We start from the raw sequence: 18,351 nt of genomic DNA, 5'->3' as shown, positions 1-18,351 counted from the left end.
TCATCGAAAATTGGATTAACAACTATCCAAAGAAATGTTTGAACTATTTATCTCCTAGACAATTTTTACTAAATGCCTAACTTAGACTTGAAATTTAGCGATAAACTCGTTTTTTGCTTCTTTAGCTGATTTTACAAGGCAAATCTTATCCTCATAAATGGATAGTTCTTGCAAGAGTTGGTGTCGATACCGATTAAAGTCCCTGTGCCACTTCAGATACTGTCTTAAAGCAGAAAAATCCGGTTTAAGAGAATAACTCTCCCTGCCCAGACGCTGCCTGACCCAACGCTTGACAAGCCGATAGAGGCGAATTCGCGACGGAGTATCAAGAAAAAGAATCAGATCAGCTTGAGCAAAACTCTCTCTCAAAACCCTTCGCGGGGAACCTTCGGCAATCCAGTCGTCTTGCTTCAAAATCTCAGCAAACAAGTAGTCCCGTTCTTTATCACTTCGCTTATAGTCACCTGAAATCGATCGAGCCCAGACTATCTCATCCTTCTCATAATATGGAATCCGATAGAAAACCGATAACTCTTTTGCCAAGCTTGTCTTGCCAGAACCTACGGAGCCAATAATGTCTATTTTCATCTTTACCCCTCAAAAAAAGCCAGGACCCTTGTCCTGGCTAGACGTAAGGAGAGGAGGGGATTCGAACCCCCGAGCCCCGTTAAGGACTACACGCTTTCCAAGCGTGCGCACTCGGCCACTATGCGACCTCTCCAAATACTGGGATGATCCCAGTTTAAAATCGTGCTTCTACACGATAGATAACTTGACCCTTGCTTGAAAATTTCGCTTCATACTCAGTCATAACATTATCTTCAAAGTTACTAGCATGCAAATCCAGCCAAACTTCTTTTAATATCATACCATATTGCGAGAAACTTGCCAAGCTATATTCAAACAATCCCCGATTGTCCGTTTTAAAATGAATTTCTCCATGATCTGGCAAAATAGCCTTATAGGTATCTAAAAAAGTCTTATAGGTCAAACGACGCTTCTCATGGCGACTCTTTGGCCAAGGATCAGAGAAATTCAAATACATAAGATCAATTTCTCCATCTTCAAAATAATTGGTCAGAGCCGAGCCATCAACACGCAATAAGCGGACATTTGGCAGGTCTGCATCCAAAACCTTATCCAGAGCATAGCTTAAAACCGTCAGCTGAATATCAATCCCGATATAGTTAATACCAGGGTTCTGTTTGGCCATTCCTGTTATGAAGGCTCCCTTACCTGACCCAACCTCTATATGTATCGGATGGTCATTTCCAAAAACCTCTCGCCAACGCCCTTTAGCATCTTCCGGATTCAGGATAACTAGATTGGGGTGACTTTCAAGAAGTTCTTCTGCTCCTTTTCGTTTTCTTGTTCTCATGCTTTTTTGTCTGCGAATAACTCTCTAAATTTTCTTAATTCATAAATTTCATTATTGACATGCTCCATATCGCGAATGTCAAAGAATTTTAGAATTTGGGACAAATAGGCAAACTGCCCATACCAATAAACCTTACTTAAAACCAAGTCATTATACTTGTAACCGTAATAAGAAAGCCACTTTTGCCAATGAATGCGTGGAATATAATGACTGAGCAAGTGAGCCACATCGTACATACGATCGGTTACTCGAACTGAATCCCAATCCACCAAATAAATCATTCCACTGGTCGTAATAACCCAGTTGCTATGGCGCACATCACCGTGAACAATCGTAGCACGATCCGCCTTAAATTCTGGCAGTTGACGCTTCATCTCTGTCACAATGGATTGCAAATATGAATTCTCTTGGATTTGCAGAGGAGCATTTTGTTCCCAATCTGCCAGCAGGTCATAGGGATTTTCAATCTTGTAATTCAACTGCAAAAGCTGATTAACCAAGGACCGTGATTTGTGCATCCGCAAAAGGATATGAACAATCTGCTTGCTGTTCATATCTTCTTTAGTCAAGAGACGCCCTTGCAACCACTCTTGAGCCGTCATAACATCCCCATTACTCATTCGTTTGGACCACAGCAGCTGCGGTGCAATCTGCTCCTTAGCTAAGGCTGTCAAAATCGGTGAGGTATTCATCTTGATAAACACCTTCTCACCATCAGGATAAACTCCCATAAAGGCTTGTCCACTCTCACCTTTGAGTGGCGTCAATTCTAATTCTTCATCTGTCAAGGCTAGTTCCTCCTAACCATTTTCTTTTTCGTCACAATGACCTGCATAATATCTATACCATTTTACTTGTTTTAAAGCACTTCGTCAATCATCTTACTTAATTTGAAGCGAAGATATCCCTCACATATCACTATCATCCCGATTAAAATCAGACCGATAGCTTTAATGTCCATAGCAAAGCAGACCTCAAGTAAGGTTAAACCATAACCTATAACCCTTAGAAAGCTCTGCAATTCTCTCGCTTTATCAGATTCCGACTGTGGAAAAAGCCCCGTTAAATAGTGATAATCATAATGATGAAAAAGCGCCAAGAGCTGAAATAGGAGTAGGTAATTCAAGATTAACACTAGCCCAGCAGCAAGGAGTTTTTGCTCAACAAAGAGTAAGACTAGTAGACTTAGGATAAGCAAGCGTAACGTAAGCGCTAAATAATCCCCACTCCGAAAGTAGGCCCTAGCATAGAGATAAAGCCAAGTCTGCTTAGATTTCTTACCAAATTGCTCAAGGATACCATCTAAGTATGCACGGCGTTTCGTTGAGGTCGTGATTCCCTTAACCGTCGTAAAGAGTGAGAAAAAGGTAAGAATACTTTGCTTGCGTTTGTTTTCAAATGCGATTGCCCTGTCCCATTCCAAGCCACCATATTCCGTCACAAACTTTACCTGTTGTCGCTTGAGCAACAGATACCTTATCCCTAAAGCTAGGAGGATTAAAAGTCCAATCTGCCAAACAGCCAGTCCCAAGGCCTTTAAAATCGGCGCCAGCATAATAATTAGGACCGTCTGAATACTTCCCCACAGTCCCCAGCTACGCTTAAAGGCTTGATTTAAAATAGACAGCAAATCAACTTCCTTAGCCAATAAAAAATGGTGGTCCGCAGGCTCTATATAAGTACCCAAACGCCCAACACTAAAGACTAGCACCAAAGCCAAGACTAAAACGACTAGCACTGGCCATGTGACCTTTGGAAAATTCTCTAAAAGATGTCGGTATTGCACCATTAAAAAGCCGGCTAAAACCAACAATACCAAGACAAAATGATCATTAAAAACATAACGGGAATATTTCAAGAGCTGACTCAGGAACTGAGAGCGCCGTTTATCAAAGATCGCCTTCATACGCCTTCCTCTCTAGTCAAGGCCATATAGATATCATTGAGACTGGCATCTAATTGACCAAACTCCTGACGTAAATCAGCTAAAGTTCCCGCCGCCCTCACTTGACCTTGGTGAAGAATAACGAAACGATCACACATTTTTTCAGCCGAATCAAGGACATGAGTAGACATGAGAATAGCCTTACCCTTAGCTTTTTCTTGGGCCAAAAGTTCAGTAAAATCAGCGATAGCTAGTGGGTCTAACCCCAAGAAGGGTTCATCCACAATAAAGAGACTGGGGTCTAAAACAAAAGCACAAATAATCATAACCTTCTGCTTCATCCCTTTGGAGAAAGAGGTTGGAAACCAATCTAACTTATCAGCCAAACGAAATAGCTTCAGAAGCGGCTCTGCCCGTCCCATGACCACCTCCAGAGGAGCCTCATAGGCCAAGGCAATCACCTCAATATGCTCTCGTAAGGTTAGTTCCTCATAAAGAATAGGGGTCTCAGGAATAAAACCTATCTTCTTCCGATAAGTGACTCTATCATCCGTCAGACTCAGTCCATCAATGGTAATCTGTCCTTGATAGGGTTGTAATCTTCCAATAATTTCATTGATGGTTGTAGATTTTCCAGCTCCATTAAGTCCAATTAACCCCACCAATTCACCACTCTGCACTTCAAAGCTAACACCTTTCAAAACAGGGATATTAACATATCCTCCGGTTACATTTTCGAGTTTTAACATGACCTTTTTTCCTAACTTTGTTATACTATACTTAATTATATAATAAAATTATAAAAGTTAGGTAAATCAAATGGAGAATTGTATTTTTTGTAAGATTGTTGCTGGTGAAATTCCATCCTCAAAGGTCTACGAGGATGAGGATGTCCTGGCTTTTCTAGATATTTCCCAAGCTACCCCAGGCCACACCTTAGTCATTCCTAAAGAGCATGTCCGCAATGTTCTGGATATGTCAGCAGATACTGCCCAATCCCTCTTTGCTCGAGTACCTAAAATCGCTCGTGGACTGCAAAAAGCTACAGGTGCAGATGGCATGAACATCATTAACAACAACGAAGAAGCGGCTGGACAGACTGTCTTTCATGCCCATATCCATCTCCTCCCACGCTATGCGGATGGTGATGAACTCGATATCCGCTTTACGGCTCACGAGCCGGATTTCCCAGCCCTAGCAGCTCTTGCTCAAAGCATTTCCCAGGAGGTTCAAGCATGAGTTTCAAGACAATCCTTCTTGGTTTTAGCCTAGGCGCCAGTGCTTACTATGCCTATGAAAATCGCAAAGCTATCCAGCAGGAATTTACAGACACCAAAGCAACTGTCACTCAGGCACAAGATAGTTTCCAAGCTATCAAATCCAATCTGACGAAATTGCAGGACCAAATCCCACTCCTCCAAGAATTGAGTTCTGATTTCAACCACAAACTCCGTGTCTTCAACCAGGAAACCCAGTCTCGCGTTGAAATCATTAACCAACGCATGGAGCACCTGCAAGCTCAGACCACTAAACTCAACGAAAACCTAGCCCAGTACCAGACCAAAACAAGTGACAACAACTAGTCCCAAAAGATTTCACAAAACCCACCTCACAAATTCTCATGAGGTGGGTTTTCAAATAGAATGGTATTCAATTGTCTGATTCAACCATTAGGAATAAGGTGATTCCTTAGTTATAACCGAAAGATTTCTATCTCAGTCTATGTAAGTAAGGCCATTAAAAATCTAAATCGTCGGCATAGCCCGGTGCATTACCAACAAAATAACCTGTTTTCGCGTTCAAGGTAAAGAGGTAAGTTCCGTCTGGTTTAAAGATGTTATAGTAACCATTCCCATTGACGATAGCTACACGTTCCATGATGAAATTATAGCCAGAGAAGTAGCCACGTTGATTAGACGTCGACACGATTTTTTCAAGAACTCCAGGATTAAAGTCCCAAGCTGGGTTTGTCGAATCCGCCAAGTTAGCTTCATTGTAGGCTACACGACTCAAATTACGTTGTAGAGTAGCTGGATCATAGTTTGTAATCCCAACGCCAGATCCATAGACTGGTGTTGTCGTTACAGTTGCTGCCTGGCTATTATCAACTACTGCTGCTGAACCTGCTCCAGTATCTTGAGATCCCGCTGTGGCTTGAGTTGCTGCTTGTTCTTCAGCAACCGCAGCTGTACTTGCAACACCAGACACCGCACCTGGAATTGTACCACTTGTCAATTGACTGCGGCCATCAGAAATAGCTGACTGAATCAGACTGTCCAAAGTCGCATTCCCAGTGTTGAGTATATCACTTGATAGGCCATCAAAATTCGCATCAGATTTAACTTTGACAGCTTGCAATGCTCCATCCACAATCACATCAGATTCAAAATTAGCATTTAAGGCTTGAGCAGCTTCTACTTGTCGCTTCAGACTATCATACTTACTTTTAGCGTTCTCATAGGCATCGGTATCTTTTAGTTTATTCAAAGCCTCTTCGAGTTTGCTAAGATTACCAAACTCACTATTTTTAAGCTTTGTTTTCCCTTCATCAGCAAAGAAGCTCGCATACAAGGTTTCAAAATTAGTTTTATCTTCATCTGAAGCCTTAGCAGTTGTCGTTGCCACAGAAGTAAAAGTTGTTGCCGTTGCCTTATCAGCTGATTTTGTATCCTTGTTATGAAGGGCTGTCCAACCTATGCCTACTACACCAACTCCCAATAGCAGAGCAGCTAATGTACCAGCAATTAGTTTCTTTTTTTTACCAGAAGAAGCTTCGACAGACTCTGTCCCCGTGTAAAGGGTATCAGTTTCCTGTTCATCCATGGATATAGGTGTGACAGGAATCGTATCTAGGTTATTTTTAGCAAAAGCACCACTCTCAGAAACTTTCAGCTCCTCGGATTCAGTAGTTGTATCAACTAAAGTTCCTGCCGCAACAACAGGAATAGAAACATCTCTTTCTTTATCTGAAGCAACTGTTACCGCCTCTGTTGGATTTGACACCTGCTCATCAGATAATTGCTCTAAAAATCCAGTTTTTTCAAGTTCTTGACGTTGCTTCTTAATGAACTCATCCAGAGTATCAGTATCAATCTCGTCCATCTCGCTCAAACGTTGAACAAATTTTTGCGAACCGACTTCATCGCGGTGCTGCTTGATGTAGCGGTCTAGAACACTATCTTGTTCTGTAATACCTGCTTCAAGTTCAGAAGTCTTATCCATCGCTTCTTCTATGGTCATGCCCTTGGCCTTGTCAAAGTCCAAATTTGGGTCTTGCGGCGTACTCTTATCAGACATATTAGTTTTCCTCTTGATGACGTTTAACACGTTGGCCGAAATATTGGTAGAGATCCACTTTCAGCGTTCCGTTGTAGAGTTTACGTTTTTTATCTGCGATAGAACCATACTTGGTTTCAAAGTTCTCATCACTGGTCAGGATAAATTTGCTCCAGGTCTTAAGTGGCGCAAAGGTCTGACCCATTTCATTATACAAGACATCGACGGCTTTGTCATCCAGCAACCGCTCCCCATAAGGAGGGTTGGAGATGACGACACCGTTGATTTTATCGGTTTTTAGGTCCTGAAGGCGCATTTGTTTCAATTTGATAACATCTTCAAGTCCAGCTTCTCTGGCATTTTTCTTAGCAATTTCAATCATACGGGCATCAATATCCGTCCCAATGATATCTAACTCGATATCGTAATTGGCTTTTTCTTCAGCTTCATCGCGGATACTTTGAACTAGCTTTTTATCGACCCATGGCCAAGCTTCACAAGCAAAACTACGGTTAAAGCCAGGCGCGATGTTCATCCCAATCATGGCCGCTTCAATACAGAAGGTTCCTGAACCGCAAGTCGGATCGATGAGAGGCTTATCAGGGTACCAGTTGGACAGGAGCAAAATAGCTGCTGCCATGTTTTCCTTAATCGGTGCACCACCCTTGTCCGTCCGATAACCGCGCTTAAAGAGACTAGAACCCGTCGTGTCAATCATAATCGTTGCTCGGTCCTTAAGAATAGAGACCTCAATCTTAAACTCAGGTCCATTCTCCATGAGAGGCACTCCTTCAGGACGGTGGAAATACTTCTGTAACTTCTTGACAACTGCCTTTTTGGTGATTGCTTGAACGCTTGGTTCATTATGGAGTTTAGACTTGACACACTTGGCCTTAGAAATAGGAAAGGCACACCCCAGAGGCAAATAATTCTCCCAATCTAAATTAAAAACTCCCTGGAAGAGTTCTTCAAAGGTCCGAGCCGGAAACTCCCCAACGACAATCTTAATCCGGTCAGCCGCTCGTAACCATAGATTAGTCCGAATGATGGTATCTACTCCACCCTTAAATCGAACCTTGCCATTCTCAACCTGACACTCTATTCCTAAATCACGGATTTCACGACCAACTACCGCTTCCAAACCAGCTGCAGCAGTTGCTACTAAATTAAACTCTGTTTTCATTATCCTTCTTTCATTTTACTTTCTATCTGTTAGACACTTAAAGGTTATCTTCACTTGCTTACCTAAGACCCTATAATAAAAGCTAGCAAACGCTAGCTACCTATTATGCAATTTTCTGTAAGCCATGTTTTGTTCCAGCAGTACTAGGTCTACTGCCTTCGATAATCATCTGTCTACTGCGATGTGCAGTCAGGATAGTCCATTCGGATTCTAGCTATCCCGTGCCCCTACCAAAGTTTGGGTTGCTAGCTTGAGGGGTTTACCGCGTTCCACTTCAACCGTTTCCAGTCGAACTCCGTCACTGTGGCACTTTCAGGCTTACTGACACCTATCCGAAGACTTAGCGCTTTCGTCCGCCGTAACGTCCGAAGACGTCCCTAGGCTTATTGTTTCGCCTAGCACAAACACTACCAGCATCACAGCTGGTGCTAGCATGGACTTTCCTCATGGTAATAATAGTATTACCACGCGATTATCCAAAAATTGCACAGTTATTAACTAATTTATGCATTATTCGACAATCTGTTTGCCGAAAACTTCCTTTTCCAAGCGGCTAATACGTTTCAAAATATCAAAATTCGTCGCTGTCGTAGCTACGGGACCAGTTTCTGTGAACTGTCCACTAACAGAAGGATTGACATACGGAGTCGTTGAAGGGCTTGATTCCGCAGTACTTAATTGACGTTTTAATTCATCATTTTCTGTCGTTAGAAATTCAATTTGAGCCATGAAGGTTTCATAGTCTTTGATAATATTATCTAAAAATTCATCAACTTCTACCTGGTCGTAACCACGCATCGTTTTCTTAAAATCCTGTTCAAAAATTTCTTTTGGACTATAAATAATACTTGCCATACTTTCTCCCCTACCGGTCCATCATTTCATGCTAAATTCTCATACATATATACCCTTCTATATTACAGAATTTTGTTTTAAAATGCAAGCAAATACTTTAGATTTATTCATCAAATTCTGACGCAACTTCATTCAAATGTTCAAATGTAAGAAAAGAGATATTAAAATTTTCTTTCTCTTTCATTTTATTCACAAAATACTTTAGATTTGTTTCATGTTCAGTATCATAGAAAACATAGGCGCCATCCGTGTTATCGATTAAAAATTGATTGTAGGAGCGAAATTGGCCAGGATTTTCATATTGGTCGTAGCAATATTTTGAAAAATCAACCGCTCTAAATTGACTTAATTTTAACTGATTTGATTCATTCCAATTTTCACCATGATTGGCGAAGGGAAAAATTGTAGACAGTTTTATGGGGTAGTCGCCCTGCAATTCCTTAGCAACTTCCAAAGCCCACAATTCAAAACCTAAATTACCCGTGAAAACAAACCAATCTACTCCCTCTTCTAAATAAGAGACCAGGGCCGTCCGAATCGCTTTTTTTATTACTTTAATTTTTGGATCTTGCTCATTAAAAACACCTAAATCACTATTTTTATAGCCAGTAATGAGAATTGCGGTCATTTTATGTTTTCCTTTTCAAAATTATGATATAATAGACTTGTTTTTATGAAGCCATAAAAACCATAAAGGAGGAAGAAAATGGTTAAGTATCCACATAGCCTAAATCGAAGATCAACCCCTCCTAAGCGTTCCCTTGAAAAAAACGAGACCAACTTTGCTAATCGCGGGATGAGTTTTGAATCAGCCATCAATGCTAGCAATGAGTACTATCTCATGAAAAACATTGCTGTAATTCACAAAAAACCTACTCCTGTACAGATTGTTAAAGTTGATTATCCCCGAAGGAGTCGAGCTAAAATTGTAGAAGCCTACTTTAGGCAGGCCTCCACAACCGACTACTCTGGAGTCTATAAGGGACATTACATTGACTTTGAGGCCAAGGAAACACGGCAAAAAACAGCCTTCCCCATGAAGAATTTTCATGCTCACCAAATCGAGCATATGAGCAAAGTTCTCCAGCAAGATGGTATTGCATTTGTCCTCTTATACTTTGCTACACTTGATGAAACCTACCTACTACCTGCTAGAGCCTTGGTTGATTTTTATGCCATTGACCTCGGTAGTAAATCTATGCCCCTTGATTATATCAAAAAAATGGGGTTTATGATTCAACAGGCTGCATTCCCTCAAGTTCCCTATCTTGATATTATAGAAAAAAATTTTTTAGGCGGTGATTCCTATCAATAAGAAACACATCATTAAAGCACTCAAATACATTTTTAGTATTGGACTCAGTTTAATTATTTTGGCCATACTGGCTGGAGGTGCACTCTTCTTCTACTACGTGAGTAGCGCTCCGAAACTTTCTGAAAGCCAACTTAAGGCTACGAGTTCCAGTTTGGTTTATGATAGCCAAAACAACCTCATAGCTGACTTAGGTTCAGAAAAACGTTCAAGTGTTACTTCAGATAATATTCCGATTAATCTGGTCAATGCAGTTACAGCGATTGAAGACCACCGTTTCTTTAAGCATCGTGGTGTAGATATTTTTCGGATTATGGGAGCCGCTTGGAATAACTTAACATCTGATCGTACTCAGGGAGGGTCAACCTTAGACCAACAGCTAATCAAGCTTGCTTATTTCTCTACTGATAGTTCTGATCAGACGTTAAAACGTAAAGCCCAAGAAGCTTGGCTTGCCCTAAAGATGGAGCGGGAATATACCAAAGAAGAAATTTTGACCTTCTACATTAACAAAGTTTACATGGGCAATGGAAACTACGGTATGTTAACTGCCGCAAAATCCTACTACGGTAAAGATTTAACTGAGCTCTCTATCGATAAAATCGCCCTTCTAGCTGGTATTCCTCAGGCTCCAAGTCAGTACGACCCTTATACGAATCCCGAAGCAGCTAAAGAACGTCGTGATATCGTACTCGGTCAGATGCTCCGCTATGAAAACATTACTCAAGAAGAATATGATGCAGCTGTTGCTACACCTATTACCGATGGCCTTCAGGTGTTAACATCCAATAATGAAGTACCTGATTATCTCGATAACTATCTGAAGGAAGTTATCGAGCAAGTTGAAGAAAAGACGGGTGCTGATATCTTTACTTCAGGACTCAAGGTCTACACCAACGTTGATATAGCAGCTCAACAATATCTCTATGATATCTTTAATTCTGATTCTTACGTTGCCTATCCAGATGATGAAATCCAAGTTGCTTCAACAGTCATGGATGTAAACACTGGTAAAGTTATCGCCCAACTTGGCACACGTCATCAAACGGAAGATGTTACCTTTGGTACTAACCAAGCAACCTTGACAGACCGAGATTGGGGTTCTACTATGAAGCCTATCTCTGCCTATGCGCCAGCCCTTGAGAGTGGAACATACACAAGCACGGCACAGTCGCTGAACGACTCGATTTACTACTGGCCAGGTACATCCATACAACTCTACAACTGGGATCTTCAATATTATGGTTGGATGACTATGCAAACTGCAATCATGCAATCACGTAACGTCCCTGCTGCTCGAGCACTTGAAGCAACAGGTCTAGATTATGCTCAAAGCTTCCTAGAAGGACTTGGAATTTATTATCCTGAAATGCAGTACGCCAATGCTCTTTCAAGTAATACTTCTAGTTCGGACACTAAGTACGGAGCTAGCAGCGAGAAGATGGCAGCTGCCTATGCCGCATTTGCCAACGGTGGTACCTACCACGAACCACAGTATGTCAACCGTATTGAATTTAGTGACGGAACGGTTCAAACTTATGATTCTGCTGGGACAACAGCAATGAAGGAAACAACTGCCTACATGATGACGGATATGTTAAAGACTGTTCTCTATTATGGAAATGGGATTAACGCTCAAATTTCAGGAGTTGTTCAAGCTGGTAAAACCGGAACTTCTAACTATACTGCAACTGAATTAGCTTCCATCGAAGCAGAAACAGGTATTTATAACTCTGTCGTTGGTACGATGGCACCTGATTCAACCTATGTTGGTTATACAACTAATTACTCCATGGCCGTTTGGACAGGCTATAAAAATCGTCTAACGCCAGTTTATGGTGATGGGTTAGTAATTAGTACCAATGTTTATCGCGAAATGATGGCCTATCTCACTCAGTATTATAGTGAGGACTGGACCATGCCATCTGGACTTTACCGAAGCGGTAACTACCTTTACTTAAACGGTACAAGCAATACTTCTAGCAACTACTCTTACAACAATTCTTATTCAAATTCCTCTGCTACTGTTAGTCAAACAGAGGAGCAAAGTGAGGTTGAAGAGGAGGAAGTAACCAGCAAATCACCAGAAACCACTCAAGCTAAAACAGAAAGTTCATCTACCGATTCATCTGAATCTGAAAACAATTCAAATCGTTCTGTAAGTGGAAACTAATACAAAAGCCAATCTTCAGCAATTGTTGAAGATTGGCTTTTTCTCTTTATTCTATTGAATCATAAATCTAAATGATAAATCAATGGTTATCTAGATGAGCAAATTACAAGCAACACTCGCACTCAGTACACAAAATTTGGAAGAAATTGAGTTTGAAGTTTGGAACCAGCTAAAATTAATTTTAGTCAGAGTTGAAGATGTCACTCCTCAATGGACTGGTTAGAAATCAAAAATTCATTTCCAAAAATCATCAAAAATGGTAATCGGCAAGTGGCGTTTGTGCTTGGTCTTATTCCACCAGCCTTCGATTTTGGCTTGAGCGTCTGGAGCAATCGTCTTACCTTCCAAGTAATCATCAATGTCAGTGTAGGTCACGCCGAGGGCGACTTCATCTGTTAGACCTGGACGGTCTTCTTCCAAATCAGCAATGGGCACTTTCTCGTAGAGGCGTCTTTCCGCTCCAAGTGCAGCTAACAATTGACGACCTTGGCGTTTGTTGAGGCGGTAGAGTGGTAAGATGTCTGCTCCGCCATCTCCAAACTTGGTAAAGAAACCCGTAATATTTTCCGCAGCATGGTCGGTTCCAATGACCGCACCAGCATACTGACCAGCTACCGCATATTGACTAATCATGCGCTGACGGGCCTTGATGTTACCCTTGTTAAAATCTGAGATTTCAACTCCAGCCTGGGCCAACTCAGCTACCTGACCAGCTACTGCTGGTTTGATGTTGATGGTCAAGGATTGATCTGGCTGGATAAAAGCCAGGGCCTTTTGAGCATCATCTTCATCAGCCTGAACTCCATATGGAAGGCGGATAGCAATGAAACGATAGCTATCGTCACCTGTCTCAGCCCGCATTTCCTCCATTGTCAACTGGGCCAATCGACCGGCCAAAGTTGAATCCTGCCCCCCTGAAATTCCCAGAACATAGGTTTTCAAGAAAGGATGCTTGTAGAGATAGGCCTTGAGAAAATCAATGGATTTGCGGATTTCTTCCTGGGCATCAATGGTTGGTTTCACCCCAAGTTGCTTGATAATATCTTCTTGTAAGGTCATGCTGCCTCCTTATTTTTTGTAGGCTTCTTTGCGGACCCGTTCAATGAGGTCCATCTTGTTCTGCCAAACGTCCTTGGCTAGGTCGACTGGATAGTCCTGCGGATTAAGCAGGCGTTTGTACTCATCCCAGAGGTTGTCTAATTTTTGACGGGAGAAGTCTTGGATTTCCTGCAAACTTGGCAATTCATAGACCAGCTCTCCATCTCTGAAAATATCAACCAAAAGTGGAACAGCGTCGAAGTCACTGACTGTTTTATTGATATAAGTGTAGGTTGGATGGAACATGTAAATTTCATCCAAACTATTGACATCAAGGTCTGTATAGGTGATGTAATCTCCCTCAGACTTGCCGAGTTGACGACTGGTAATCCGCCAAACCTGTTTTTTACCTGGTGTTGAGACCTTCTCAGCATTGTTGGAGAGTTTGATGGTGTCTTGCATCTGACCGTTTTCGTCTTCGATGGATACAACCTTGTAAACTGCACCTAGGGCCGGTTGGTCATAGGCTGTAATCAACTTGGTACCCACACCCCAGATGTCAATTTTGGCCTTTTGCATCTTCAAGTTTAGAATGGTATTCTCATCCAAGTCATTAGAAGCGTAGATATGAGCTTCTGTATATCCAGCTTCGTCCAACTGTTGACGGACTTTTTTAGATAAATAGGCCATATCCCCAGAGTCGATACGCACACCCTTGAAATTGATGGCATCTCCAAATTCCTTGGCTACCTTGATGGCTGCAGGAACACCGAGACGGAGGGTATCGTAGGTATCGACTAAGAATACACAGTCTTTATGCGTAGAGGCATAGGCCTTAAAGGCATCGTAGTCATTGCCATAGACTTGAACCATAGAATGGGCATGGGTCCCAGATACTGGAATACCGAAAATCTTGCCTGCACGGACATTAGAAGTACCTTGGGCCCCACCAATGTAGGCCGCACGGGTTCCCCAAATCGCAGCATCCATTTCTTGAGCACGTCGTGTTCCAAACTCTAGAAGGGGTTCATCTTCAATGACTGACTTAATGCGGGCCGCCTTTGTTGCAATCAAAGTTTGATAGTTAACAATATTTAGGAGTGCCGTCTCAATCAGCTGACAATGAGCAAGGGGACCTTCAACTTGAACGATGGGTTCATTGGCAAAGACCAAGTCACCTTCCTTGGCTGAACGAATGGAAACCTTAAGTTTAAAGTCCTTAAGATAGGCCATGAAATCTTCTGGATAGCCCTGCTCCTCAAGATAGGCGATATCAGTTTCTGTAAAACGAAAATCCTCAATATAGCGGACCAAACGTTCCAAACCAGCAAAAATAGCGTAGCCATTTTCAAAAGGAAGTTTACGGAAATAAGCTTCAAACACCGAGTGCTTGTTATGAATCCCTTTATTAAAATATACCTGCATCATATTGATTTGATAAAGGTCTGTATGTAAGCTTAAACTATCATCCTTGTACATTTTTTCTCCATTCTAGATGGCAGAGCTAGCAAAAGAAGCATTTTAGCCACTTATTACCGTCTTGCCATCGTTACAACATGGTCTCATTATATCATAAAAGTTAGTTCTCAGGTGTTGTAAAAAATAAAACAACTAAGCTCCTCTTCAGCTAGTCCCAGCATCAAAAAACCATCGATTATCAAACCGATGATCTTACATCTTAGTGAGCGACTTCTTGCTCTTCGATATACTGGTAGGCTGCATTACCTGCAATAGCTCCGTCTCCAACCGCTGTCGTAATCTGACGAAGGTGTTTTTGACGGACATCTCCAATAGCAAAGATGCCTGGTAGGTTAGTCTGCATCTTATCGTCCGTAATAATCCAGCCTGCTTCGTCAGTAATACCAAGATCAGAGACAAAGTCGGTAACAGGATCCAAGCCCACGTAGATAAAGACACCACCAAACTCACGTTCACTAACTTCTTCAGTTTTAACATTTTTAAAGGCTACACTAGATACGCGCTGACCATTACCCTTGATTTCAGAAACGACAGAATCCCAGATGAAATCAATTTTATCATTGGCAAAGGCACGGTCTTGGAGAACCTTTTGAGCACGGAGTTCATCACGACGGTGAACGATGGTCACCTTCTCTGCAAAGCGTGTCAAAAAGATAGCTTCTTCAACAGCAGAGTCACCACCACCGACAACTAGGAGTTTCTCACCACGGAAGAAAGCCCCGTCACAGACCGCACAGTATGAGACCCCGCGGCTGTTGTACTCAGCTTCACCTGGAGCTCCGAGCAAGCGATGCTTGGCCCCAGTCGCAATGATAACGGTCTTGGTTTCGTAGCTAGTATCATCTGTTTTGACGATTTTATAATCGCCCTTATCTTCAATTCCAGTCACGATGCCATAAAGATTTTCAACACCCAGTTTTTCCAAAGGCTCATACATCTTCATGGACAACTCTGGTCCAGAAATGAGTTCAAATCCTGGGTAGTTTTCGATGTCAGATGTGTTGTTCATCTGACCACCTGGAGCACCTTGCTCGAGGGTCGCAACCTTGAGATTTGAGCGGGCAGCATAGAGGGCTGCCGTCATGCCGGCAGGGCCAGCACCAATCACAATTGTATCGTACATAAGTTCCTCTTTTCTTTTTTCTAAGCCCTTATCATCAAGATAATAGCCATCACAGCAAAGGATAAGACGGGAATGGAAACCAGTGACATCATCAAGGCATCAAATAAGACACTCTGACGGGCCGCAGCCGTCTTATCAACCTTTCGCAGGGCACGCAGAAAAATCCAACCACCAGCGATGGCAAAGACCACTATACTTGCGATCAACAGCCCCAACAAATAGGCTCCTAAGACTTGGGTTAACATGACTTGTTCCTCTCTGTATCTATCATAGTTCCCATTATAGCAAATAATCCCAGCAATAGCGACTGGGAAAATTACTGAGTTTTTAACTTAGATATCAGAACTTGCCTCACCTCACTGTGGTCATAGCTTCATCGGCCAGGAAAATTGATAAAGCTTTTGAATAAGCATGAGATTACTAGTGCTTTACTCAACAACTTTCTACATTTGAAATCATGGTTAATACTATTCCAAAATCAAATCTATAGGTCGTTAGGTTTCCTTGGCTAACTCTATTATGCCTGCGTCACTCCCCTTCTCTAATAAGATTTTGAGTGAAGATAATTTTCCACACAAAAAACAAAGTGCCAAACCCTCGTCTGGCACTTCTTAGCTATTCAGTTGTGATAAAAAACTAATTTTCATAAGGAGATTTAACAAGTGTCTCCATTTTTATAGCGACTAATATTCATTCTTAGCATTCGCAACACCTCATTTCTCTTAAAACGAATGTATTCCTGCTAGGTCTTGAAAATCCTCACTATTAAGATTTCCAAGACTGCTTAGTCTCCATTTTTGTACCGGGCTATATACATAAGTCATACCTCCGGTTTCGCATTGTCATAGTTTTTTTAGGGGGCAGGTCAGCTGAGCTATCATTGTTTCTGATTTCATTTCTCTTAAGGTCTATTCTCTGCTTACTCTAGCTAACGGCCATCCCTCTGGGTTTCTATATTTTCTAAAATCTGGCATCACCCTCCATTCCTGTAAAGTTCTTGCCTACTGTCGGAGGTTTTAGTCTCCGTTTTTGTACCGTCCTAAATTCATTTGCATTTGATTACCCTCCTTGTATTTTTTCTTGAGGAACCCTGTTCCTTATTTCTGATTTCATTGTATAGCAAACGCTTACATTTGTCAAGGTTTTGGCGATCTTAAGTTCTCTAACAAGATTGTTCGCGAAAGCCGAACCTTGATTTTTAGGGGCCGCATAAGTTCGTCAAGGCTTTTTGGAAACGTTCCGTTTGACCGAACTGCTCTGCTATTTCTCCCCAAAATATTCCTAAAGAAATTTTCAACATTTTTCCCGTAAGAAAATAAAAACACTTTCTTGAAAAATTCTTCGTTTTAAAATTGTTAAAGACTTTGGTACAATGGTCCTATGTTTGATTTTGAAAAATATGGAATTACTATGTGGGACGAGGAAAAGATTGCGTCCTTTCGACGGACCTTGCTAGCTTGGTATGACCAAGAAAAGCGGGATTTGCCTTGGCGACGGACGTCTGATCCTTACGCTATTTGGGTGTCTGAAATCATGCTCCAACAGACTCAGGTTATCACCGTTATTCCTTACTATGAACGTTTTTTAAACTGGTTTCCAACCGTAGCAGATTTAGCTGAGGCATCTGAAGAGAAACTCCTCAAGGCCTGGGAAGGTTTGGGCTACTACTCCCGTGTCCGTAATATGCAGACGGCTGCCCAGCAGATTATGACTAAATTTGGTGGACAATTTCCAAACAATCACGCCGATATTCTCAGCCTACAAGGTATCGGTCCTTATACGGCAGGGGCTATTGCTTCTATCGCTTTCGGTCTTCCTGAGCCTGCAGTCGACGGTAACGTCATGCGGGTAATGGCCAGACTCTTTGAAGTAGATCACGATATTGGCAATCCAGCCAACCGTAAGATTTTCCAAGCCATCATGGAAGTTCTGATTGACCCTGACCGTCCTGGTGACTTTAACCAGGCCCTTATGGATCTAGGCACCGATATTGAAGGTCCTAAAAATCCACGTCCTGAGGAGAGTCCTGTCCGTGCTTTTTCGGCTGCCTATCTCAATGGTACCATGGACAAGTACCCCATCAAGGAACCCAAGAAAAAACCACGTCCTCTGGCCATTCAAGCCTATATTATCCAGAATAAAAAGGGCGAATTTTTACTTGAAAAGAACACCAAGGGGAAACTTCTGGAGGGATTTTGGTCCTTTCCAATCTGTGAGGCTAACTTGGTTAGTCAACAGCTCAATCTCTTTGAGGAAGACCTGCCTGTTGTTCGTGACCAGTTGACTCAACAGCAGATTTTTGAAGAAAGCTACCAGCTCAAGCCAAATTGGTCTGACCAAACCTTCCCAGAGGTCAAGCATACTTTTAGTCACCAGAAATGGCAGATCGTGATGACAGAAGGTCACATCGAACGGGCTAGTGACCTGAATAATGCTAACCTAGCCTGGGTTAGCCCAGAAGACTTTAGCAACTATCCCTTTGCGACACCCCAAAAGAAAATGGTAGAAGCTTATTTTGGGAAATAAAATACTGTAATGGGTATTTTATTTGAGATTTTACTTTACCAGTTAAGTATTTTGTTGTATAATGTCTTTTGTAAAGCTTTCATCGTGAGATGACTAGCTCTGCTATTTTTATAAGAACTGAAA

At 41.9% G+C, this 18,351-nt stretch carries 18 protein-coding genes, 1 tRNA gene and 1 other RNA gene; 5 read left to right on the top strand and 15 right to left on the bottom strand.

The genetic code is table 11. The annotated features are described in order from the left end of the window. Window positions 1-81 precede the first annotated feature (81 nt). The 6 genes from ACFORF_RS02295 to ACFORF_RS02270 form a co-directional block, all read right to left on the bottom strand. Window positions 82-588: a DNA topology modulation protein FlaR gene (locus ACFORF_RS02295; RefSeq protein WP_380425041.1), complete on the bottom strand. Its 507-nt coding sequence runs from the start codon at window positions 586-588 to the stop codon at window positions 82-84. Between the two features lie 46 nt (window positions 589-634). Beyond that, window positions 635-721: transfer RNA gene (locus ACFORF_RS02290), tRNA-Ser, on the bottom strand. 21 nt (window positions 722-742) lie between these two features. Further along, on the bottom strand, window positions 743-1,378 hold the full coding sequence (trmB, locus tag ACFORF_RS02285) for a tRNA (guanosine(46)-N7)-methyltransferase TrmB (RefSeq protein WP_380425038.1): 636 nt from the start codon (window positions 1,376-1,378) through the stop codon (window positions 743-745). Next, the gene (gene ccrZ, locus ACFORF_RS02280; protein ID WP_380425036.1) at window positions 1,375-2,166 is read right to left on the bottom strand and encodes a cell cycle regulator CcrZ; all 792 of its coding nucleotides are present in this window, start codon (window positions 2,164-2,166) and stop codon (window positions 1,375-1,377) included. Before ccrZ ends, trmB begins: the two co-directional genes overlap by 4 nt. A gap of 71 nt (window positions 2,167-2,237) precedes the next feature. Beyond that, a complete protein-coding gene (locus ACFORF_RS02275; RefSeq protein WP_380425034.1) occupies window positions 2,238-3,284 on the bottom strand; it encodes an ABC transporter permease in 1,047 nt (348 codons plus the stop codon). Next, window positions 3,281-4,012, bottom strand: a complete 732-nt coding sequence (locus ACFORF_RS02270) for an ABC transporter ATP-binding protein (protein WP_380425031.1) — start codon at window positions 4,010-4,012, stop codon at window positions 3,281-3,283. Before ACFORF_RS02270 ends, ACFORF_RS02275 begins: the two co-directional genes overlap by 4 nt. A 70-nt stretch (window positions 4,013-4,082) precedes the next feature. Here ACFORF_RS02270 and ACFORF_RS02265 point away from each other — a divergent pair, with 70 nt between their 5' ends. Further along, window positions 4,083-4,502, top strand: coding sequence for an HIT family protein (locus tag ACFORF_RS02265; RefSeq protein WP_380425029.1), 420 nt, complete (start codon window positions 4,083-4,085; stop codon window positions 4,500-4,502). Beyond that, on the top strand, window positions 4,499-4,846 hold the full coding sequence (locus ACFORF_RS02260) for a hypothetical protein (protein WP_380425027.1): 348 nt from the start codon (window positions 4,499-4,501) through the stop codon (window positions 4,844-4,846). The genes ACFORF_RS02265 and ACFORF_RS02260 overlap by 4 nt, the downstream gene beginning before the upstream one ends. Before the next feature lie 154 nt (window positions 4,847-5,000). Here the strand turns inward: ACFORF_RS02260 and ACFORF_RS02255 are convergent, their stop codons facing one another. The 5 genes from ACFORF_RS02255 to ACFORF_RS02235 form a co-directional block, all read right to left on the bottom strand. After that, window positions 5,001-6,560: a cell division site-positioning protein MapZ family protein gene (locus ACFORF_RS02255; protein ID WP_380425025.1), complete on the bottom strand. Its 1,560-nt coding sequence runs from the start codon at window positions 6,558-6,560 to the stop codon at window positions 5,001-5,003. Between the two features lies 1 nt (window position 6,561). Then, window positions 6,562-7,722: a THUMP domain-containing class I SAM-dependent RNA methyltransferase gene (locus ACFORF_RS02250; protein ID WP_380425023.1), complete on the bottom strand. Its 1,161-nt coding sequence runs from the start codon at window positions 7,720-7,722 to the stop codon at window positions 6,562-6,564. A gap of 113 nt (window positions 7,723-7,835) precedes the next feature. Beyond that, window positions 7,836-8,206: RNase P RNA component class B (gene rnpB, locus ACFORF_RS02245), an RNA gene on the bottom strand. A gap of 26 nt (window positions 8,207-8,232) precedes the next feature. Then, window positions 8,233-8,577: a cell division regulator GpsB gene (gpsB, locus tag ACFORF_RS02240; protein WP_380425021.1), complete on the bottom strand. Its 345-nt coding sequence runs from the start codon at window positions 8,575-8,577 to the stop codon at window positions 8,233-8,235. A gap of 103 nt (window positions 8,578-8,680) precedes the next feature. Continuing rightward, window positions 8,681-9,205: a DUF1273 domain-containing protein gene (locus ACFORF_RS02235; protein ID WP_380425019.1), complete on the bottom strand. Its 525-nt coding sequence runs from the start codon at window positions 9,203-9,205 to the stop codon at window positions 8,681-8,683. A gap of 78 nt (window positions 9,206-9,283) precedes the next feature. On the opposite strand from ACFORF_RS02235, the gene recU reads away from it, so the two are divergent. Beyond that, window positions 9,284-9,892 (top strand): Holliday junction resolvase RecU, encoded by a 609-nt coding sequence (gene recU / locus ACFORF_RS02230; RefSeq protein ID WP_380425017.1) that lies wholly within the window; start codon window positions 9,284-9,286, stop codon window positions 9,890-9,892. After that, window positions 9,876-12,062, top strand: coding sequence for a penicillin-binding protein PBP1A (pbp1a, locus tag ACFORF_RS02225; protein ID WP_380425016.1), 2,187 nt, complete (start codon window positions 9,876-9,878; stop codon window positions 12,060-12,062). The genes recU and pbp1a overlap by 17 nt, the downstream gene beginning before the upstream one ends. Window positions 12,063-12,296: 234 nt before the next feature. On the opposite strand, the gene nadE is transcribed toward pbp1a, so the two are convergent. From nadE to ACFORF_RS02205, 4 genes are all read right to left on the bottom strand, one after another. Then, window positions 12,297-13,121, bottom strand: coding sequence for an ammonia-dependent NAD(+) synthetase (gene nadE / locus ACFORF_RS02220; RefSeq protein ID WP_380425014.1), 825 nt, complete (start codon window positions 13,119-13,121; stop codon window positions 12,297-12,299). A 9-nt stretch (window positions 13,122-13,130) separates the two neighbouring features. Then, window positions 13,131-14,579, bottom strand: a complete 1,449-nt coding sequence (locus ACFORF_RS02215) for a nicotinate phosphoribosyltransferase (RefSeq protein ID WP_380425011.1) — start codon at window positions 14,577-14,579, stop codon at window positions 13,131-13,133. A gap of 199 nt (window positions 14,580-14,778) precedes the next feature. After that, the gene (trxB, locus tag ACFORF_RS02210; protein ID WP_380425010.1) at window positions 14,779-15,702 is read right to left on the bottom strand and encodes a thioredoxin-disulfide reductase; all 924 of its coding nucleotides are present in this window, start codon (window positions 15,700-15,702) and stop codon (window positions 14,779-14,781) included. Window positions 15,703-15,722: 20 nt separating this feature from the next. Further along, window positions 15,723-15,947, bottom strand: coding sequence for a DUF4059 family protein (locus ACFORF_RS02205; RefSeq protein WP_380425008.1), 225 nt, complete (start codon window positions 15,945-15,947; stop codon window positions 15,723-15,725). 1,135 nt (window positions 15,948-17,082) lie between these two features. Here ACFORF_RS02205 and mutY point away from each other — a divergent pair. Beyond that, window positions 17,083-18,228, top strand: coding sequence for an A/G-specific adenine glycosylase (gene mutY / locus ACFORF_RS02200; protein WP_380425006.1), 1,146 nt, complete (start codon window positions 17,083-17,085; stop codon window positions 18,226-18,228). The last annotated feature ends 123 nt before the right edge of the window (window positions 18,229-18,351 follow it).

This window comes from Streptococcus caprae (assembly GCF_042649745.1).
Classification (GTDB): Bacteria; Bacillota; Bacilli; order Lactobacillales; family Streptococcaceae; genus Streptococcus; species Streptococcus caprae.
The sequence above is the reverse complement of the archived record's forward strand: the minus strand, read 5'-3'. Positions and strand labels throughout refer to the sequence as shown.

Coding starts and splice junctions, on each gene's coding strand:
- ACFORF_RS02295 (WP_380425041.1), bottom strand. CDS start 588: ATGAAAATAGACATTATTGGCTCCGTAGGTTCTGGCAAGACAAGCTTG.
- trmB (WP_380425038.1), bottom strand. CDS start 1,378: ATGAGAACAAGAAAACGAAAAGGAGCAGAAGAACTTCTTGAAAGTCAC.
- ACFORF_RS02275 (WP_380425034.1), bottom strand. CDS start 3,284: ATGAAGGCGATCTTTGATAAACGGCGCTCTCAGTTCCTGAGTCAGCTC.
- ACFORF_RS02270 (WP_380425031.1), bottom strand. CDS start 4,012: ATGTTAAAACTCGAAAATGTAACCGGAGGATATGTTAATATCCCTGTT.
- ACFORF_RS02265 (WP_380425029.1), top strand. CDS start 4,083: ATGGAGAATTGTATTTTTTGTAAGATTGTTGCTGGTGAAATTCCATCC.
- ACFORF_RS02260 (WP_380425027.1), top strand. CDS start 4,499: ATGAGTTTCAAGACAATCCTTCTTGGTTTTAGCCTAGGCGCCAGTGCT.
- ACFORF_RS02255 (WP_380425025.1), bottom strand. CDS start 6,560: ATGTCTGATAAGAGTACGCCGCAAGACCCAAATTTGGACTTTGACAAG.
- ACFORF_RS02250 (WP_380425023.1), bottom strand. CDS start 7,722: ATGAAAACAGAGTTTAATTTAGTAGCAACTGCTGCAGCTGGTTTGGAA.
- gpsB (WP_380425021.1), bottom strand. CDS start 8,577: ATGGCAAGTATTATTTATAGTCCAAAAGAAATTTTTGAACAGGATTTT.
- ACFORF_RS02235 (WP_380425019.1), bottom strand. CDS start 9,205: ATGACCGCAATTCTCATTACTGGCTATAAAAATAGTGATTTAGGTGTT.
- recU (WP_380425017.1), top strand. CDS start 9,284: ATGGTTAAGTATCCACATAGCCTAAATCGAAGATCAACCCCTCCTAAG.
- nadE (WP_380425014.1), bottom strand. CDS start 13,121: ATGACCTTACAAGAAGATATTATCAAGCAACTTGGGGTGAAACCAACC.
- ACFORF_RS02215 (WP_380425011.1), bottom strand. CDS start 14,579: ATGTACAAGGATGATAGTTTAAGCTTACATACAGACCTTTATCAAATC.
- trxB (WP_380425010.1), bottom strand. CDS start 15,702: ATGTACGATACAATTGTGATTGGTGCTGGCCCTGCCGGCATGACGGCA.
- ACFORF_RS02205 (WP_380425008.1), bottom strand. CDS start 15,947: ATGTTAACCCAAGTCTTAGGAGCCTATTTGTTGGGGCTGTTGATCGCA.
- mutY (WP_380425006.1), top strand. CDS start 17,083: ATGTTTGATTTTGAAAAATATGGAATTACTATGTGGGACGAGGAAAAG.